The organism is Psychromonas sp. SP041, from assembly GCF_000470315.2.
Taxonomy (GTDB): Bacteria; Pseudomonadota; Gammaproteobacteria; order Enterobacterales; family Psychromonadaceae; genus Psychromonas.
On record NZ_CBRF02000060.1, the window covers coordinates 1 to 18,201 of the forward strand.

At 37.5% G+C, this 18,201-nt stretch carries 12 protein-coding genes; 6 read left to right on the forward strand and 6 right to left on the reverse strand.

Annotated elements, in window-relative coordinates:
• On the forward strand, window positions 1–2,477 hold a 2,477-nt coding region (locus tag SP041_RS20005; protein ID WP_137298002.1), incomplete at its 5' end, for a VCBS domain-containing protein.
• A gap of 716 nt (window positions 2,478–3,193) precedes the next feature.
• Here the strand turns inward: SP041_RS20005 and tusA are convergent.
• From tusA to argE, 4 genes are all read right to left on the reverse strand, one after another.
• A complete protein-coding gene (gene tusA / locus SP041_RS20010; protein WP_025564398.1) occupies window positions 3,194–3,436 on the reverse strand; it encodes a sulfurtransferase TusA in 243 nt (80 codons plus the stop codon).
• Between the two features lie 289 nt (window positions 3,437–3,725).
• Window positions 3,726–4,724, reverse strand: coding sequence for a hypothetical protein (locus SP041_RS20015; protein WP_037048856.1), 999 nt, complete (start codon window positions 4,722–4,724; stop codon window positions 3,726–3,728).
• 444 nt (window positions 4,725–5,168) lie between these two features.
• Window positions 5,169–7,811, reverse strand: a complete 2,643-nt coding sequence (ppc, locus tag SP041_RS20020) for a phosphoenolpyruvate carboxylase (protein ID WP_025564402.1) — start codon at window positions 7,809–7,811, stop codon at window positions 5,169–5,171.
• Window positions 7,812–7,999: 188 nt separating this feature from the next.
• A complete protein-coding gene (gene argE / locus SP041_RS20025) occupies window positions 8,000–9,145 on the reverse strand; it encodes an acetylornithine deacetylase (RefSeq protein WP_025564405.1) in 1,146 nt (381 codons plus the stop codon).
• Between the two features lie 695 nt (window positions 9,146–9,840).
• Here argE and argC point away from each other — a divergent pair.
• From argC to argH, 5 genes are all read left to right on the forward strand, one after another.
• Window positions 9,841–10,851 (forward strand): N-acetyl-gamma-glutamyl-phosphate reductase, encoded by a 1,011-nt coding sequence (argC, locus tag SP041_RS20030; protein WP_025564407.1) that lies wholly within the window; start codon window positions 9,841–9,843, stop codon window positions 10,849–10,851.
• 12 nt (window positions 10,852–10,863) lie between these two features.
• A complete protein-coding gene (argB, locus tag SP041_RS20035) occupies window positions 10,864–11,649 on the forward strand; it encodes an acetylglutamate kinase (RefSeq protein WP_025564409.1) in 786 nt (261 codons plus the stop codon).
• A 20-nt stretch (window positions 11,650–11,669) separates the two neighbouring features.
• Window positions 11,670–12,578 carry an ornithine carbamoyltransferase gene (locus tag SP041_RS20040; RefSeq protein ID WP_025564411.1) on the forward strand — a complete coding sequence of 303 codons (909 nt, stop codon included), beginning with the start codon at window positions 11,670–11,672 and terminating at the stop codon, window positions 12,576–12,578.
• Window positions 12,579–12,603: 25 nt separating this feature from the next.
• The gene (locus tag SP041_RS20045; protein WP_025564412.1) at window positions 12,604–13,812 is read left to right on the forward strand and encodes an argininosuccinate synthase; all 1,209 of its coding nucleotides are present in this window, start codon (window positions 12,604–12,606) and stop codon (window positions 13,810–13,812) included.
• A 190-nt stretch (window positions 13,813–14,002) separates the two neighbouring features.
• Window positions 14,003–15,883: an argininosuccinate lyase gene (gene argH, locus SP041_RS20050; protein ID WP_025564414.1), complete on the forward strand. Its 1,881-nt coding sequence runs from the start codon at window positions 14,003–14,005 to the stop codon at window positions 15,881–15,883.
• A gap of 112 nt (window positions 15,884–15,995) precedes the next feature.
• Here argH and SP041_RS20055 read toward each other — a convergent pair whose 3' ends face one another.
• Both SP041_RS20055 and SP041_RS20060 read right to left on the reverse strand, forming a co-directional pair.
• Window positions 15,996–16,787, reverse strand: a complete 792-nt coding sequence (locus SP041_RS20055) for a 2OG-Fe dioxygenase family protein (protein ID WP_025564416.1) — start codon at window positions 16,785–16,787, stop codon at window positions 15,996–15,998.
• 514 nt (window positions 16,788–17,301) lie between these two features.
• Window positions 17,302–17,847 (reverse strand): gamma carbonic anhydrase family protein, encoded by a 546-nt coding sequence (locus SP041_RS20060; protein WP_025564418.1) that lies wholly within the window; start codon window positions 17,845–17,847, stop codon window positions 17,302–17,304.
• Window positions 17,848–18,201 lie beyond the last annotated feature (354 nt).

Consider the following 18,201-nt stretch of genomic DNA (forward strand, 5'->3'; position numbering starts at 1 on the left):
GGTCTTATGCGGTTGATAATAGCCTGGTTCAATATATCGATGCAGGAGAGCGTGTAGTCGAAAATTTTGTCATCACCGTGAATGGTACTGAACAAGAAATCAGTGTATTTATTTTTGGAGCAGAAGACCCTACAGAAATTACAATAAATTCATTAGTTGGAGATAGTGATGCAGGCTCTGTTACTGAAGATACTGTTAATAATGATGGAAAATTAACGGATTCAGGTACATTAACCTTTACAGATGTTGATACTACAGATAGTGAAAACTTTGAACCTACCGTTGCATTTTCAGCAACAAATACTGGTGATACAGCCTTAGGTGAAATGACAATTGATGCTGATGGTAACTGGTCATACGAAGTTGATAATAGCGCCGTTCAATATTTAGGTGAGGGTGAAACATTAACAGAGGTTTATACCGTTACGTTAAATGGTGTAACGCAAGATATTACAGTCACCATTAACGGCGTCAACGATATATCTGTTGTGACAGGCGATACGACTGGTGAAGTAACAGAAGATGCAGATCCATCAACTTTAACCGTCACAGGTGTATTAGACATTACGGATGTAGATACCGCCGATACAACGACTTTTACAGATGAAACGGTAGAAGGTACTTACGGTGAACTAACCATTGATGCTGATGGTAACTGGACATATTCAGCTGATAATGAACAAACCGAGATACAAGCACTTGATGACGGAGAAACATTAACAGATACAATCACGGTTAATACGACTGATGGAAATACTCAAGAGATTGAAATTACCATTAATGGAGTTGAATACGCTCCAACAGCGACTAATGATACTGAAATGACTTACGCTACAACGATTCGTCTCGATGAACAGCCTGAGTTCGGTACTATGCAAGTTTCAGTCGATGGTGTTTGGGTTGATATGGTCGTTGGTGAAGAATACGACTCTGACTCTGAAGTTCAATTTATACCTGATGAGGCAGCGATTCAACTTAACTCAGTTGATATTGGAGTGGGTTCATTTGGTGATGATGGATCTTCTAATTTTGTTGCTAATGTAAGTGACTGGGGAACAGTTAATAGTGACGGGACAGAGGTTACTACAACCATTAATAATGCAACCATTACAACTTCGCTTTTAACTACTGCCGCTAACGATTCGCAAGTACTAACGGCTTGGAATGGCAATACACATATCGGTAATGGTATAGGGAATGGAGATGGTAGTGGCTTAAGCCAAGGTGAAACACTTGTTATAGATATTGAAGGTGAAAATATTAATTCAGTCTCTTTCACGCTTGATGGTTTAGGTGGATTCTTCGATGAAACCAGTAACAATGCAACTCAAGTTAGTATTACCGCTTATTTTGAAGATGGTACAAGTGAAACGCAATCTTCTTACAGACAGAGTGGTAGTTATGCAGACACTTATACGTTTGTTACTGATTCAGCAGTTGACTACTTTGAGCTAACAACTTCAGGTTCTAATGGTACATACGTAGTGCAAAACATGACGTTATCTAGAACTGTCGCAGATGAAATTACATTTACTAGAACACAAGCTGATGGTAGTGAAACAACTGAAGTCATTGAACTTGATCTTAACTATGATGATGCAGATGAAACAGTTGATGTAACTGATGATTTGCCAGAAGTAGATACTTCTTTGACTGAAGGAGATATTTTCACTGACGAAAATAGTTCAATCGCTATCGATGTATTATCTAATGATACAGATAACGATAATGACGAAATTACTATTACAGAAATTCAAGGGCAAAGCGTCACAGAAGGTGGAGATGCCGTAGATATTACTGTGGGTGACATTGTGGTAGGTACTGGCCAACTTGTTGATGGTAAAATTGTCTTTACCCCGAGCGAAGAGCTAGGTGTCACGTTAAATGATGGGGACTCTCAAACATTTAATATTGAGTACACAGTTAGTGATGGGACTGATACAGGTATCGATACAGCAGAAGCGACTATACGTGTTGATGGTGTTGATAGTATCATTGTAGGAACGGCTGGTGACGATACATTAGTCGGTGGTGATGGTGATGATATGTTAACTGGTGGTTTAGGTAACGACATATTAACCGGCGGCGATGGTGGTGATACTTATATTTGGGAATTTGATAGTAGTGCAAATAGCAATATTGACACTATTACTGATTTTGATATTGATGGTGAAGATGTCCTAGATTTAAGTGAATTACTTGTTGATGCTACTAACGACACGCTTGATTCTTACCTTAATTTCTCAGTAGACACTGATAATGAAGGCGTAACGAATACAACGATTGAGGTAGTAAATGATGAAGTCACACAATATATCGTGTTAGATGATGTTGACCTAGTTACTGAATACGGTAGTAATGATGTCACCATTATTAATGGATTAATTGATGATGGCGCATTGATTGTTTCAGACGCTGCTGACGTTTATGCAACGAGTTCTTCTTCAGCGGATATAGATGAAACTCCTGTCGATTAATCATTAAATAATACACACTAAGTCTGGCTACAGATTTAGTGTGTATTATTATCATATTCCTTTAAATTATTTATTTTCAAAAATAAAATATAGTTAAAATTACTAGGTTTATTATTGGATTATACCAATGGAATTAAATAAGTGATCAGAGATTGCGCAGGAAAAATTAACACTAATAAGACGTGAGTTGTAGGAGATAGTTGTTCTCACTTCAAAACTCACAACGCAGTTAGGGGGGATTTTAACCAGCAAGAATGATCACCTTATTAATTCTTTTGGTATTAATTACAAGTCGATTTTGTTGTATACAACATCAAAAATTCAACCGCTATTTATGATGTTGAGCAATTAGGTAATCGATATATTCTTTTGATTAGGAAGCGTTAAAATATAGAGCTTTAGTTAGATATTATTAAAACTATCCCTAAAGCATACTGTTTAAATGAAATGCAGAAAAGTATCGAGTTGGTAGTGAAATTAGCCATTACAAGTTTAATGCAGTTAAATATCAATAGTTGCTTTATAGAGGTGTTGTCGGTCTTTTTTTTAAAAAATACCTCTGTTTTTTTAGTTTATTGTTTAAAGGTTTTATTAAAAGCAGGAAATAATGTCTAGCAGTATGGTTATTTACAATACTCTGACTTTACACACTCAACATTCTTTCTTAGAAATCATTTCTATCTATAGATACTTCAAAAATCTTATACCTTCTAGTATCACTTCAATCCTTTCTTAATCAAATACCGATACGGTATCGTGTCTACTTGTGCTTCTATTAGTTGATGTTCCATAAAGCGACAAAAGCTTGGGATATCTCTTGTTGTAGCAGGGTCGTCGGCAATAATCTCTAATAAGTCACCTATTGCTAATTGTCTTACAGTTTTTCTGATCACCATTACTGGTTCTGGGCAGCGTAAACCTAATGCATCAAGCTGTTTGATTGGTGTGTCATTTGTCATGTTATTAACCGAGTAGCACGTAAAAATACAATATTAACATAACCACTATTCTCTAAACCACTATTACTCAAATCATAAAGTCTATAAGCGATATTTATGAGCAATATTTATAAGTCAGGAATAGCATCCTCGAAATGCTTTGGTTTAGTGCGAACAATTAATGGAGAGTCGTTCAAGGGAGTTTATTAGCTTTCTTGCTATTCAGTTATCGTTTTAGGGTCGGTGTAATAGGCGATGTTCAACTAACAATGTGCTTGTTAATTGAACGGTTTATCATTTAGGTAATCACTTATTTATTAACTGTTGTTCTTAACAATATTTTATTATCTAAGTTTAAATTCGCAGACCAAATGAATTGAGCATCGTTGTTTGAATCATCAAAAATATCAGTGAAGTTAGTGTATGACTTTTTATTATCAACTCCGACTGTGTCGTTAGTGAAGGTGTTTGCTGCTGGCCATTGGCTATCGTCAAAACCTTGTTGTTGCCAATCTGTTGGTATTGCCCAATGTACGCCATAAAGTTGTGATGTATCGTCAGTACCTTGAATAGTACAGTTTGTAGATAAACGTACAGAGCCTGATTCAGACAAACAACTTAGGTCTGAAATAGGCGAGGTATAATAGTTTTGTGCTTTCCAATCACCGTCTGTTATGGCGACGGTTTGATTGCTTTCATCTTTAAATACGGCAACAAAACCACCATCACCAGGATGGGCTTTTACATTACGGTTAAGCTCAGTACCTGTTCCTAAATTCTCTTCCCAATCGACGGCGAGCACTGCTATATCAAAGGGTTTATTCACTTTAAATTGAATAATATTGGAGTTAAATTCAGTGAAAGGAATTGGGTCTTTACCGACAGAGACACCATTGATGTACATTTCAAAGTAATTATCAGCAAATATGTAAGCCGTAATGACTTCACCATCTGTATCGACCTCTACAATATCGTCTTCATTCAATGCGGAAAGTGCTGCTTGTGTATCGGTGTATTTATGACCATAGTCATTGTATAGATCGGGGGCGATAGGGAAGTTGTCGTTTGTATAATTAACCACTGCAGGTACAGCCCATGCCGCTTGGCTATTGATGCTATCAATAGTACCAAGTGCTGCAACGCGACGACCCTCTGGAAATAAATTGGTAACGGTTGTTTGTGCAATACCTTGAGTCACTGAACCTGTACCCTTGTAATCACTGACTTTGGTTGTTGTAGCTACACTTTCACCGCAACCTTGTAAAAGTAGCGCTAAGCAGACGAATATTGAACTTAAATAGTATTTCATGATGTAAATCTCCTGATGTTAATGAGCCATAAAATAAACCATAGTGTGCTTTAAAGTATTGTCGAAGAATAAGTCTTTTAACATCACTAATATGAATAATGCATAAAATAGCATAGTGAAATAAGTTAAATGTGTGGCAAAAAAGGAGTTTAAGTCTTTGGGAGGTACTTTTATATAGAAGTAAAATTTTAGTTGGGGGTAGTATTATACATGGAGATAGAAACTGATTGAATAGAAATACAATCTGAGCATGTTATATGGAAATGCTTTTTAGGTGATTAACAGAGTTTGGTTGAAAGAGGATTTGTAGGAAAAGTTTAACATCATTTTATAATGTTATTGGATTATAAAAACGACGTTAAACCTATTTAATCAACATACTTGATAAGAGCACAATTTCAATAAGCCAAAGCGTTATATAAATCGTGCTGCTTTAAGTGTCTATTAACCTGTATTACGCAGACCTGCTGCAATACCTGCAATGGTTACCATTAATGCTTGGTCAATATCTGGGTTGATCGTCTCATTTTGTTCGCATGAACGTGAACGAGATAATAACTCCGCTTGTAACATGTTTAATGGATCAACATACGGGTTACGTAGTTCAATTGATTCTTTTATCCATGGTTGCTCTTGCATTAACTTGTGGTCTGGAATCGTTTCCAATACGACTTCACGTGTTAGTTTAAGGTTATCACGTAAACGCTGACCTAGTGGCCATAGCTCTTTAGGCACTAAACGCTCTTCGTAGAATCGAGTTAACTCTTCATCTGCTTTCATGAATACCATTTCAAACATTTCTAGACGTGTGTGAAAGAAAGGCCAGTTAACATACATTTCTTGTAATAGCTCTTTTTTACCTTCATCTAGCAATGTTTTTAATGACGTACCAGCACCTAACCATGCTGGAAGCATTAAGCGATTTTGACTCCAAGCAAAAATCCATGGAATAGCACGTAAGCTTTCTACACCACCATCTGCTTTACGTTTCGCAGGGCGACTGCCTAATGCTAGTTTACCTAGCTCAAGTTCTGGCGTTACGCTACGGAAGTAAGGAACAAAATCTGGTTCTTCACGAACAAAGAAGCGATATTCTTCACAAGACTGTTCTGCAAATTGCTGCATTAAGTCGCGCCATTCTTGTTTTGGTGCCGGTGGCGGCAGTAAGTTTGCTTCCAATATTGCAGCGGTATAGATGTTTAAGCTATTAATCGCTACTTTTGGTAAGCCGAACTTAAAGCGGATCATTTCGCCTTGCTCTGTTACACGTAAACCACCTTTTAATGAACCTGGAGGTTGAGATAATAATGCTTGTTGTGCTGGTGCGCCGCCACGACCAATTGTGCCGCCACGTCCGTGGAACAAGACTAATTGAATGTCGTTTTCTTCACTGATTTTGATCAATGCTTCTTGTGAGGTGTATTGTGCCCAGTTCGCTGCCATTACGCCGGCATCTTTTGCTGAGTCAGAATAACCAATCATCACGTGTTGTTCACCGTTAATGTAACCTCGGTACCAATCAACAGCGTATAAACGTTGCATAACATCAGCGGCATTGTTTAAGTCATCTAACGTTTCAAACAATGGTGCAACTGGAATACGGAATGGGCAACCTACTTCTTTTAGTAATAGCTGTACGGCTAATACGTCAGATGCTTCACGTGCCATTGAAATAATGTAAATACCTAATGCTTCAGGATCAGTTTGAGCCACCACTTTACAGGTATCTAATACTTCTTGTACTTCTGCTGATGGTTCCCATGATGCTGGAATCAGTGGGCGTTTGCTGTTTAGCTCTTGTAGTAAGAAAGCTTGTTTATCTTCCTCGCTCCATGCGTTGTAATCACCAATGCCTAAGTAGCGTGTTAGTTCAGATAATGTATCACCGTGACGTTCGCCATCTTGACGAATATCTAATTTAACTAGGTTCACACCAAAACAGTTTACACGACGGATAATGTCTAACAGTAAACCATTAGCAATTGAACTCATGCCCATTTTAGTCAGTGATTGATAACATAACTCTAAAGGCTCTTTAAGCTGTTTAGTGCTGATGATGATATCTTTCGCTGTACTGTCATGGCCTTGTAGTGTTGCACTTAATGCCGTTAATGTTTCTTTTAGTTCAGTACGTAATTTACGTAAAACAACACGGTAAGGTTCATCTGCATCTTCACCAACAAAGGCACGTAATACAGGGTCACAGTTATCCATTGATAACTCTTTAGTTAACTGTTGGATATCTTCAAGGTATAAACTGACTGCTACCCAACGGCTAGTAATGAGTACTTCTTTTGTTACTTTCGCAGTTACGAATGGGTTACCGTCACGGTCTCCGCCCATCCACGAAGTGAATTTGATTGGTGAAGCGTCAAGCGGTAATGAAATGCCTAAACCGTCTTCTAATGTTTTATCAAGTTCACGTACATATTGAGGTACTGCTTCCCACAGGCTATTTTCGATAACGGCGAAGCCCCATTTAGCTTCATCAACCGGTGTTGGGCGATTTTTACGAATGTCGTTTGTGTGCCAAGCTTGAGTGATTAGTTGCTCAAGGCGAACTAAAAGCTGGTCACGTTCTTTATCTGAAATATCAGTAAGCTCTAATAAACTGAGACATTTATTAATCGCTGCGTATTTATGAATTAATGTACGACGAGTGATTTCTGTTGGATGTGCTGTTAATACCATATCCATGTGCAGTTCAGCCACTGATTTGCGCATTTCATCTTCAGAAACATCGCTGTTTTTGAGTTTGACGATGAGCTCTTGTAGCGGGTCCGGAGCACAAACGTCGCCATCACAATGACGAGAAATTCCATGAAACTGCTCTGCAATATTAGCGAGATTTAAGAAGTGAGTGAAAGCACGGGCTACTGGGAGTAGTTCGTTGTCGCTTAAGTTAGACAATACATCAATTAAGCGTTCTCCATCTTTGCTATTACCAGAACGAGATGATTTAGAAAGCTGACGTATGGTTTCAATTTTTTCAAGGAAAGGTTCACCTAAATGGTCACTAATACTCTTACCAAGTAATTGTCCTAATAAACTAACGTTACTACGTAAGTTTGCATATGTTTCTGTCATCGTTGTTCCTTATTATTGTAATCAAATTACATTTTTTGTAGTGGAGTTAAATAAAATACCATAATGAAGAGGCTAGTCAATTTAGGCTCTCTTGCATCTTACTATCTACATTGTCGAAATTGGCGTGTCCGCCATTTTGTTAGAAACGTCGTTAAAAACGTGACTACAAAATACCAATATTTATTACCTTAGATGCAATAATGCTGGATTAATTTACCAATCACTTCTTTGGTTGGTTTCACAAATGAAAGGTCTAAATATTCATTGGGTTGGTGTGCTTGCGCTATGTGGCCAGGACCCAACACAATGGTGTCACAACCTAATGCTTGGATAAATGGTGCTTCTGTACAGTAGTTCGCACTGGTTGCTTTGTTGCCAGTGTAAATTTCTGCATTATCGATGAGATCTGAGTGCAATGGGCATTCATAAGAAGGAATAGGCTCATGCAAATGGAAGATCTCTAAGCTGTCTGGGTAACGTTTTTCTATTTCTGATAATGCTTGTTTAACAGTAATGAATAACTCGTTCGTTGTAACGCCTGGAATAGGGCGCATATCAATGTGTAATTCACAACAGCCACAAATACGGTTTGGACTATCGCCACCCGTGATTGCACCAAAATTAAGTGTTGGATACGGCACTTCAAAATGTGGGTTATGGTATTTGTCTTTAAACGTTTGTTGTACTTGTTTTAATTCACTTAACACAAGGTGCATAACGTCAATGGCATTTAATCCTTTGTCAGGATCTGAGCTGTGCCCACTTCTACCTGTGATACGAATGCCTTCAGACATGTGGCCTTTATGCATGGTAACAGGGACCATACCCGTTGGTTCGCCAATCACCGCATAATCAGGACGAAAATGTTTTTGCTCTGATATTTGCTGTGCACCTGACATGGTTGTTTCTTCATCTGCAGTCGCAAGGATACGTAAAGGCTTAGTGAATTTTTCACGATCCATTGTTTTCAGTACTTCAATAACAAAAGCAAAAAAGCCTTTCATATCAATGGTACCTAAGCCGTATAAACGATTATCTTTTTCTACGACTGTGAAAGGATCCGTTTGCCATTTTCCTTCATCGTAAGGAACGGTATCAGTATGACCTGCTAACAGTAAACCTCCATCACCTTCGCCTAATGTTGCTACTAAGTTAAATTTACCTGGTGCAGCGGCTACTTCTGTAATGTCTGTCGTAAACCCTAGGTCTGAAAGCCATTCCGCTAATTGATTGATAACGGCTACGTTACTTTGATCCCATGTGCTATCACTTGAGCTGATAGAGGGTAATTTAATGAGGTCTTTGTACAGGTCGATGAATGCAGGTAATGACATACTATTCCTTAAAATTAAACTGTTACCTTGTATTAATTGAACAACAAAAGGGCTAATAGATCCGTAGGTGAAATGGTATGACCATTTTTATCTATTTTTAAATCTACTATTTACACCTTATAAAGTCACGAATTTAATTCAATTGGCGTCAGTGGTGATTTTTAATATACACAATGCATATAACAGTGATGTTTCAATATCTAACATATCCGTTTATTTGTATTTTATGCTCTTTTTTACATTTAATTAACATTATTTTCTGTATTGATTAAAATACTTAATCAATTGTTAATGCTGTCTTTAATTTAAATCTTTATGTAAGTTAAAACTTATTTGGTTATTTTATTTACTGTGGTTGTAAAATTTTAGGAAATTATATTTCCTTGAATTGCCTGATCGTATTTATTTTCTATGGTTTTCGGCATAGTTATAAATTTAATAAAATAAACGTTTTAATATAAATGTATTTAAATTCAGTTGTTTACTAGGTTTTTTCAGTTTTTAATGAAATTAACTCACATGTTTTTTGTTGAGTTTATAAGCAATTTATCATTTTTGGTATATTTATTCACATTTATTGAATAAATAGTCACTTTGATTTAAAATGTCTTTTTATAGTTGGTAACGCGAAAAGCACCTTGTTACCCATATTTATTTATCACGCATTAAGTCAGTAATGAAACAGGAATTTTCTTATGTTAAAAGCAATTGTAGTGGGAGCTAGCGGTTATACAGGAGCGGAGTTAGCACAATTTTTAACGCGTCATCCGAATATCGAATTGGTTGGATTATATGTGTCAGAAGGTAGCTTAGATAAAGGAAAGAACATATCTGAGTTATACGGTAACTTGCGCGGTTGTGTCGATCTGCCATTACAACCTCTTGGTGTAAGCGGTATTAAAGCTGCCTGTGAAAATGTTGATATTGTTATTCTTGCAACTGCACATGAAGTCAGCCATGACTTAGCCCCATTGTTTTTAGCTGAAAATACGGTCGTGTTTGATCTGTCTGGTGCATTCCGTGTTAAATCTGCTGGCTTTTATGAAAAATATTATGGTTTCACGCATCAACATCCAGATCTATTAGAAAAAGCAGTTTACGGTTTAGCGGAATGGAATGCTGAACAAGTAAAAGGCACTGATTTAATTGCAGTACCAGGTTGTTATACCACGGCTTCTTTAACTGCATTAAAACCATTGTTTGATGCGGATTTAATTAAAGCAGGTATTAAACCAACGATTAATGCAACAAGCGGTGTGAGTGGCGCTGGACGTAAAGCCAATGTGGCAAGCAGCTTTTGTGAAGTGAGTTTACAACCTTATGGTGTCTTCACTCATCGTCACAAACCAGAAATTGATCAGCATTTAGGGACTGACGTCGTATTTACACCGCACTTAGGCAGTTTCAAGCGTGGTATTTTAGCGAGCATCAATGTGGTATTGAATGAAGGCACAACTGCTGAGCAAATTAATCAAGCTTATCAAACTGCTTATGCAGATAAACCGATTGTTCGTTTAATGGAAGGATCGTTCCCTGCACTGAAAAACGTGGTCGGTACGCCATTCTGTGATTTAGGCTGGGCAGTTGATGGGCAGGATTTAGTGGTGTTTAGTGCTATCGATAACCTATTAAAAGGCGCCTCATCACAAGCAATGCAATGTATTAATTTACGTTTCGGTTTTGATATGACGACTTCTATTTTATAAAACGGATTTTAAATGACACAAGTACAACAAAAACCGCTATTAATTAAATTAGGCGGAGCAGTTTTAGAGAACAATCAAGCACTGACTAATTTGTTTTCTGCATTAACTGAATACTTAGCAATACAACAACGTCCATTATTATTAGTCCATGGTGGTGGTGTGATTGTGGAAGATGTTCTGAAAAAGATGAACATTAAAAGTGAAAAGAAAAATGGTTTACGTATTACACCGTTTGATCAAATCCCTTATGTTGCAGGTGCGTTAGCCGGTACATCAAATAAATTATTGATGGCTAAAGCATTACAAGCAGGTTTATCGGCTGTTGGTTTGTCGTTAGCAGATGGATTTAGTTGTTCAGTTAAACAGATGGACCCAGACCTTGGTGCAGTAGGTATTTGCAGCCCAAATAATCCTGCTTTAATTAATAGTTTATTGGCGGGTGGATTTTTGCCTGTGATCTCTTCAATTGCGATTGGTGAAGATGGTAATCTATATAATGTTAATGCTGACCAAGCTGCCATTGCTATTTGTGAGCTGGTGGGCGCAGAGCTTGTCTTCTTATCCGATGTGGATGGCGTATGGGACGCACAGAAAAAGGTTATTCCTGAGTTAAACACGCAACTAGCTGATACACTTATTGCTGAAGATGTGATTCAAGATGGTATGGCTGTTAAAGTAAAAGCTGCATTACAAGCTGCCGAACAATTAGGTTATGTGATGTTAGCAAGTTGGAAGAATCCAGAAAATTTAGTGTCATTGCTTGCAGGTAAAGCAGTGGGAACCAAAGTAATTAAATAAAGAAGCAATAGAGAGTGACAATGGAAAATTTATTAACTGGCATGGAAATGACTCAACAACAGGCATTAGACCTGATTGCATTGGGCAAAGATTTAAAAGCAAATCCAAGTAAATATGCGCAGGCATTAGCCGGTAAAAGCGTTGTTACTTTATTTGAAAAGCAATCGCTACGTACACGAGTAACGTTTGATATTGGTGTTAATAAATTAGGTGGTCATGCTGTTTATTTAGATCAAACTAATGGCGCGATGGGTAGCCGTGAAGACGTTAAAGACTTCGCCGCTAATATTTCTCGTTGGGCTGATTGTATTGTCGCACGTGTATTTGACCATAAAACATTGGTTGAAATGCAAGAATATGCAAGCGTACCAGTGATTAACTCTCTGTGTGACTTATACCATCCATGCCAAGGTATGGCTGACTTCTTAACGATCGCACAAAATTACGATGATTTAACCAAAGTTAAGCTCGCTTATATTGGCGATGGTAATAATGTAACGCATTCATTATTTATTGCGGGTGCTATTTTAGGTGCGACAGTCACGGCTGTTTGTCCTTTAGGTCATAGCCCAGATGCACAAATTATGAAAAAAGCAGAAGAAATCGCAAAAGAAACTGGCGCGACGATCACTGTGACAAATAATATCGATGATATTAAAGGTTATGATGTTGTTTATGGTGACACTTGGTTATCAATGGGCGACGATACACCCCTAGAACAAATTAAAGCTAAATTTATGCCATACCAAATTAATCAAGCATTGCTTGATAATACGGGCATTAAACATATTTTACATTGCCAGCCTGCACATCGTGGTCTAGATATCACATCAGATGTAATGGATGGCCCAGCTTCATTGATTTTTGATCAAGCTGAAAATAGAATGCACATTCAAAACGCTATAATGCTTACCCTAATTAATAAATAAAATAATTGAGAAAGGAAAATATTCAATGAGTTCAGTTAAAAAAGTAGTTCTCGCTTATTCAGGCGGCTTAGATACATCAGCAATCATTCCATGGTTAAAAGAAACTTATAATGATTGTGAAATCGTAGCGTTTTGTGCCGATGTTGGCCAAGGTGCAGAAGAATTAGTCGGTTTGCACGAGAAAGCAATTGCTTCTGGTGCATCTGAATGTCACATCGTTGATTTAAAAGAAGAGTTTGTTAAAGACTACATCTACCCAACGATTGCATCTGGCGCAGTATATGAAGGTACTTATTTACTAGGTACTTCAATGGCGCGTCCAATCATTGCTAAAGCACAAGTTGAAGTGGCTTTAAAAGTAGGCGCTGACGCAGTTTGTCACGGTTGTACTGGTAAAGGTAATGACCAAATCCGTTTTGAAAGTTGTTTTGCTGCACTAGCACCAGAGCTAAAAGTAATTGCGCCTTGGCGTGAGTGGGAAATGACGTCTCGTGAAGATTTATTAGATTACCTTGCTGAACGTAAAATCGAAACAACTGCTTCAGCAACTAAAATCTACAGCCGTGATGCAAATGCATGGCACATTTCGCATGAAGGTGGCGAATTAGAAGACCCATACAACGAGCCAAGTAAAGGTGTTTGGACATTAACGGTTGATCCGCTTGATGCACCAAATGAGCCTGAGTACGTAACGTTAAAAGTTGAAAAAGCACGTGTAACCGCTGTTGATGGTGTTGAGCTTTCTCCTTACGATGCATTAATGTTACTAAATGATAAAGCAGCAGCACATGGTGTTGGCCGTATCGATATTACTGAAAACCGTACGGTTGGTATGAAGTCTCGTGGTTGTTATGAAACACCAGGAGGCACAGTGATGGTAACTGCACTTCGTGGTATTGATGAGCTAGTACATGACAAACCATCTCGTCGCTGGCGTGACCAAGTGGGCCAAGAATTTGCTCACTTAGTGTATGACGGTCGTTGGTTTACACCATTATGCGGTTCTTTATTGGCGGCTTCTGAATCATTAGCGCAAGATGCTAACGGTGAAGTGGTTGTTCGTTTATACAAAGGACAAGCAACAGCGGTTAAGAAACGTTCTCCAAATAGCCTTTACTCAGAAGAGTTTGCTACTTTTGGTGATGATAATGTTTACGACCAAAAACATGCTGAAGGTTTCATCCGTTTATATTCACTGTCTAGCCGTATTCGTAAGCTAAACAGTAACAAATAAGCAAAATATGTTATAAAATTCCTGTCTCTGATTATCGGGGGCAGGAATTTCTATTTATAAGCGTTTTAAAATTAGAGTGTTTATAAATAGCATTTCAATATTACCAATCCTTTAACAAATGGATTTGGTTGTTAATCAAATCCTTTAATAAATAGATCGGGTTAATAAACAAGTCAGAATGGAGTAACAAATGGCACTATGGGGCGGACGTTTCAGCCAAGCGGCAGACGTAAAATTTAAATTATTTAATGATTCATTGAAATTCGATTACCGTCTTGCTGAACAAGATATTATTGGTTCAATCGCATGGTCTCATGCTTTGTTGTCAGTTAATGTATTAACGACGGAAGAGCAAAAAAGTATTGAAGCTAGCTTGAATGAATTATTAGTATCAGTGCAAGCCAATCCTGAACAAGTGCTACAGTCAGATGCTGAAGATATCCACTCTTGGGTCGAAGGCCAACTTATTAATAAAGTGGGTGATTTAGGTAAAAAATTACACACAGGTCGTAGCCGTAATGACCAAGTAGCAACTGACTTGAAACTATGGTGTAAAAAAACGACATTAAGCTTAATTACCAATCTAGAGCAATTAGAAGCGAAATTAATCGAATTAGCACGTGTTCACCAAGGTGTTATTTTACCTGGTTATACTCATCTCCAACGTGCACAACCAGTTACTTTCTCTCACTGGTGTTTAGCTTACTTAGAAATGTTAGAGCGTGACCATAGCCGTTTAGAAGGTTGTTTAGATCGTATGGATACCTGTCCATTAGGTAGTGGCGCACTTGCAGGTACTGGTTATGCAATGGATCGTACTGTATTAGCACACTCTCTTGGTTTTAAACGTGCAACACGTAATAGTTTAGATTCAGTATCTGACCGTGACCATGTTGTTGAGTTAATGAGTTGTGCCACATTATCAATGGTACATTTATCACGTATGGCAGAAGACCTTATCTTCTATAACAGTGGTGAAGCAGCCTTTATCGAAATGTCTGATCTTGTGACTTCTGGCTCATCATTAATGCCACAGAAGAAAAACCCTGATGCAATGGAGTTAATCCGTGGTAAATCAGGTCGTGTATTTGGTTCGTTAGCAGGTATGTTAATGACACTTAAAGCATTACCTTTGGCTTACAACAAAGATATGCAAGAAGACAAAGAAGGTTTGTTTGATGCGTTAGATACGTGGGGCGATTGTTTAGAAATGGCGTCAATGGCATTAACTGATCTTAAAGTTAATGAAGAACGCACTAAAGAAGCAGCACAAGGTGGCTATTCAAATGCGACTGAATTGGCTGACTACTTAGTTGCTAAAGGCATCCCATTCCGTGAAGCTCACCATATTGTTGGCGTAGCCGTTGTGGCTGCCATTGAAAAAGGTGTACCACTTGAAGACTTGAGTGTTGAAGAGTTCAAACAATTCTCAGATGTGATTGAAGAAGACGTTTACCCAACATTAACATTAGAAGCGACATTAGCTGCTCGTGTTGCATTAGGTGGTGTTTCTCCTAACCAAGTTGAATTTGCATTAACAGAAGCTGAACAACGTTTGGCAAAACGAGATACATCGGGTGTCACCATTAGAGCGGCATGTTTAGATGATATAGACCGTATCGAATCAATGGTTAATCATTGGGCTGAAAAAGGTGAAAATTTACCAAGAGATAAATCTGATCTATCTCACTCAGTTGGTGAATTTGTGGTAACTGAATTAGACGGAAAAGTAACGGGTTGTGGGTCTGTTCATATTTATGACACAGGTTTAGCTGAAATTCGTTCATTAGGTATAGAACCTGGCTATGAAGGTCGTGGCCAAGGGAGTGCAATCGTCGAACTGTTAGTTAAACGTTCTGAAAAATTAGCTATTAAACGTTTATTTGCATTAACGCGTATGGCTGACTTTTATATGAAATTAGGGTTTAGTCCTGCAAGTAAAACAACGATGCCAGAAAAAGTACTGAAAGATTGTGCGATGTTTGTCAGTGAACACGCTAATGGTGAAAAAGCATTAGAGCTAAACTACAAAACAAGCATGTTACTTCAGAAAGAGATGAGCAAAAGGTAAGTAAGACTTAATAAGGTGTGTTTCTAATGATAGAAACACACCTTTGATTAAAGATTAATCTGCAATATCACAAACTCGTCCTAGTAATATCCTTGTTCATTCAAATTAAAGCTTACCCTTGATTGAGTACAACATCAGGGAAGTGCTGACGTAAAATTTTATTTTGAAAGGCATCATTAAAACGACAGTTAATGATAATGATAAATCGTTCAAAAGGTGTGTCGTTATCTAGAGGCTGTACTGACGATATATTATGAAAAACTTCATTATCTCTAATATGCATTATTTCACCTGGTGCTAATGTCGCATGGGTAATTTGACGTTGTCCTGCTTTATCTTCATACAGTGTATTTTCTCCACCTGTTACATTTTCTCTACTCAACACTAATATACTTAAAAACTGACTACCATCTTGATGGATCCCTTGCCCTTGTAAAGGATCGATAGCCTGGTTACCTTTGATACCATTAATCTGCATTAAAATGGGCTCTTTAGGATTAATATCCCAAAGATCTACCCATGCTTTTATAAAGGATTGAACATCATCTCGTTGCAAGAAAGAGGTTTCTAATGCGGGATAATAACGTAACTTATCAGCCATCGTATCTGCATCATTATAACTTCCCCCTTGAGCCATTGGACAATCATCTAACGTATTGATCTCGCCAGCTTGATCCAAATAAAGCCATGACATTCTTTTCCAACGAGTATCAACATAAGTATCTCTAGGTAAATCTTCTAGGTAGGTTTGCCATTCAGCTAAGTTGATATGCTTGTTAATACTGGTTTGACTCCAACTACCTTCAAAAATATCTTGCGTTACATGGTATGGCCAGTACGAATCAAGATTTGGGAAAGGTTGTGAGACAGTTGTTTTAATATGATCGTAATTTATATTTTTCATGTTTATTCCATTTATATGTATAGATAAGCTGAATTGCTTACCTCAAAGTCATAACGAAGAGCAGTACTGCACCAACGTTGCGCTTTTTTATTACATAAAATGGATTTAAAAAAAACACTAAATTATTGATAATAAATAATAATATTTATATTTTGATGGGAAAATAAACAGAGAAGCTAGACATACCTTTGCCTGTAAGCTGATGTATGAATTTTTCATGTCATGAGTTAAATTCAGTATAAAAAGTAGAATTATGAAGTTAAATGGGTATTTTTAATGATAGCTGGTGGATCTTTGTTCATTACCTGATGGATAGGTGAGTTTATGAGAAAGTAATTGAAGTGATTACAAATGTATTAGTAAATCAAGAAAGATAACATTTAGGTGCGTAAAGTGTGTCGTTAAAACTAGAGTTGTGCTTTGAATGAGTATTGAAGCTACTGTTGAAATCGCAATCTAAACGGTAGCTTAATAATGAGGGGCTAGCTCAGTTAAATAAGCTTAAATACAGAAACTATTTAGATGCTTCTTCAATATATTCATTTTTTAAATTGACGTAATGACTTGCTGAACGTTTTAAGAAAGCAAATTCAGCTTCAGTTAACTCACGAGCTGCTTTTGCTGGAGAGCCAACATATAAAAAACCAGACGCTAACGTCTTATTAGGGGGGACTAAAGCACCGGCCGCAAGAATAACATCATCTTCAATGCATGCATTATCGAGAACAATCGCACCCATTCCAATCAATACGCGATCACCAACAGAGCAAGCATGTAACATTGCTTTATGACCAACAGTAACATCTTCACCGATAGTTAATGAGTAACCATCAAGCGTTACTTCACCTTTTCTGGCTACATGTAAAACAGAACCATCTTGAATATTAGTACGAGCACCAACATATATAGAGTTAACATCGCCACGTAAAACGCACATTGGCCAGATATTAACGTCATCAGCTAAATGCACATCGCCAATAATCGAAGAAAATGGGTCAATATAAACATTATTACCAATAGTTGGATGGATATTTTTATAAGGACGTAGTGTAGGAAACATAATAAACCTTCTGATCGTTATATTAAAAGCTCACTATACGACACAAAAGTGTGGATAACAAAAGCAAAATTGTGGATAACTTGTGGTCAAAGTAGGTATAAAAATTAATTGCAATTAATCGTCATAAAACACTTGCCAATAGTTTTGTGATCCCTATAATGCGCCCCACAGACACGGGATGTAGCGCAAGTTACCTAGCGAGTTTTAGAATAAAAGAAACGCGTTAACGATTCAAACTTCGGTTTGAAATTAAGTTAAAATAAGACGTTGACATTGTTCGAAAGGCGCGTAGTATACGCCGCCTAGCCGAAAGGCACGCTCTTTAACAATTTAATCAAACAATCTGTGTGAGCA

What these genes read in the sequence shown, in the direction of transcription:
- ppc (WP_025564402.1), bottom strand. Translation starts at nt 7,811, where the DNA reads ATGACAGAAACATATGCAAACTTACGTAGTAACGTTAGTTTATTAGGA.
- argH (WP_025564414.1), top strand. Translation starts at nt 14,003, where the DNA reads ATGGCACTATGGGGCGGACGTTTCAGCCAAGCGGCAGACGTAAAATTT.
- SP041_RS20055 (WP_025564416.1), bottom strand. Translation starts at nt 16,787, where the DNA reads ATGAAAAATATAAATTACGATCATATTAAAACAACTGTCTCACAACCT.
- SP041_RS20045 (WP_025564412.1), top strand. Translation starts at nt 12,604, where the DNA reads ATGAGTTCAGTTAAAAAAGTAGTTCTCGCTTATTCAGGCGGCTTAGAT.
- argB (WP_025564409.1), top strand. Translation starts at nt 10,864, where the DNA reads ATGACACAAGTACAACAAAAACCGCTATTAATTAAATTAGGCGGAGCA.
- SP041_RS20015 (WP_037048856.1), bottom strand. Translation starts at nt 4,724, where the DNA reads ATGAAATACTATTTAAGTTCAATATTCGTCTGCTTAGCGCTACTTTTA.
- argC (WP_025564407.1), top strand. Translation starts at nt 9,841, where the DNA reads ATGTTAAAAGCAATTGTAGTGGGAGCTAGCGGTTATACAGGAGCGGAG.
- argE (WP_025564405.1), bottom strand. Translation starts at nt 9,145, where the DNA reads ATGTCATTACCTGCATTCATCGACCTGTACAAAGACCTCATTAAATTA.
- tusA (WP_025564398.1), bottom strand. Translation starts at nt 3,436, where the DNA reads ATGACAAATGACACACCAATCAAACAGCTTGATGCATTAGGTTTACGC.
- SP041_RS20040 (WP_025564411.1), top strand. Translation starts at nt 11,670, where the DNA reads ATGGAAAATTTATTAACTGGCATGGAAATGACTCAACAACAGGCATTA.
- SP041_RS20060 (WP_025564418.1), bottom strand. Translation starts at nt 17,847, where the DNA reads ATGTTTCCTACACTACGTCCTTATAAAAATATCCATCCAACTATTGGT.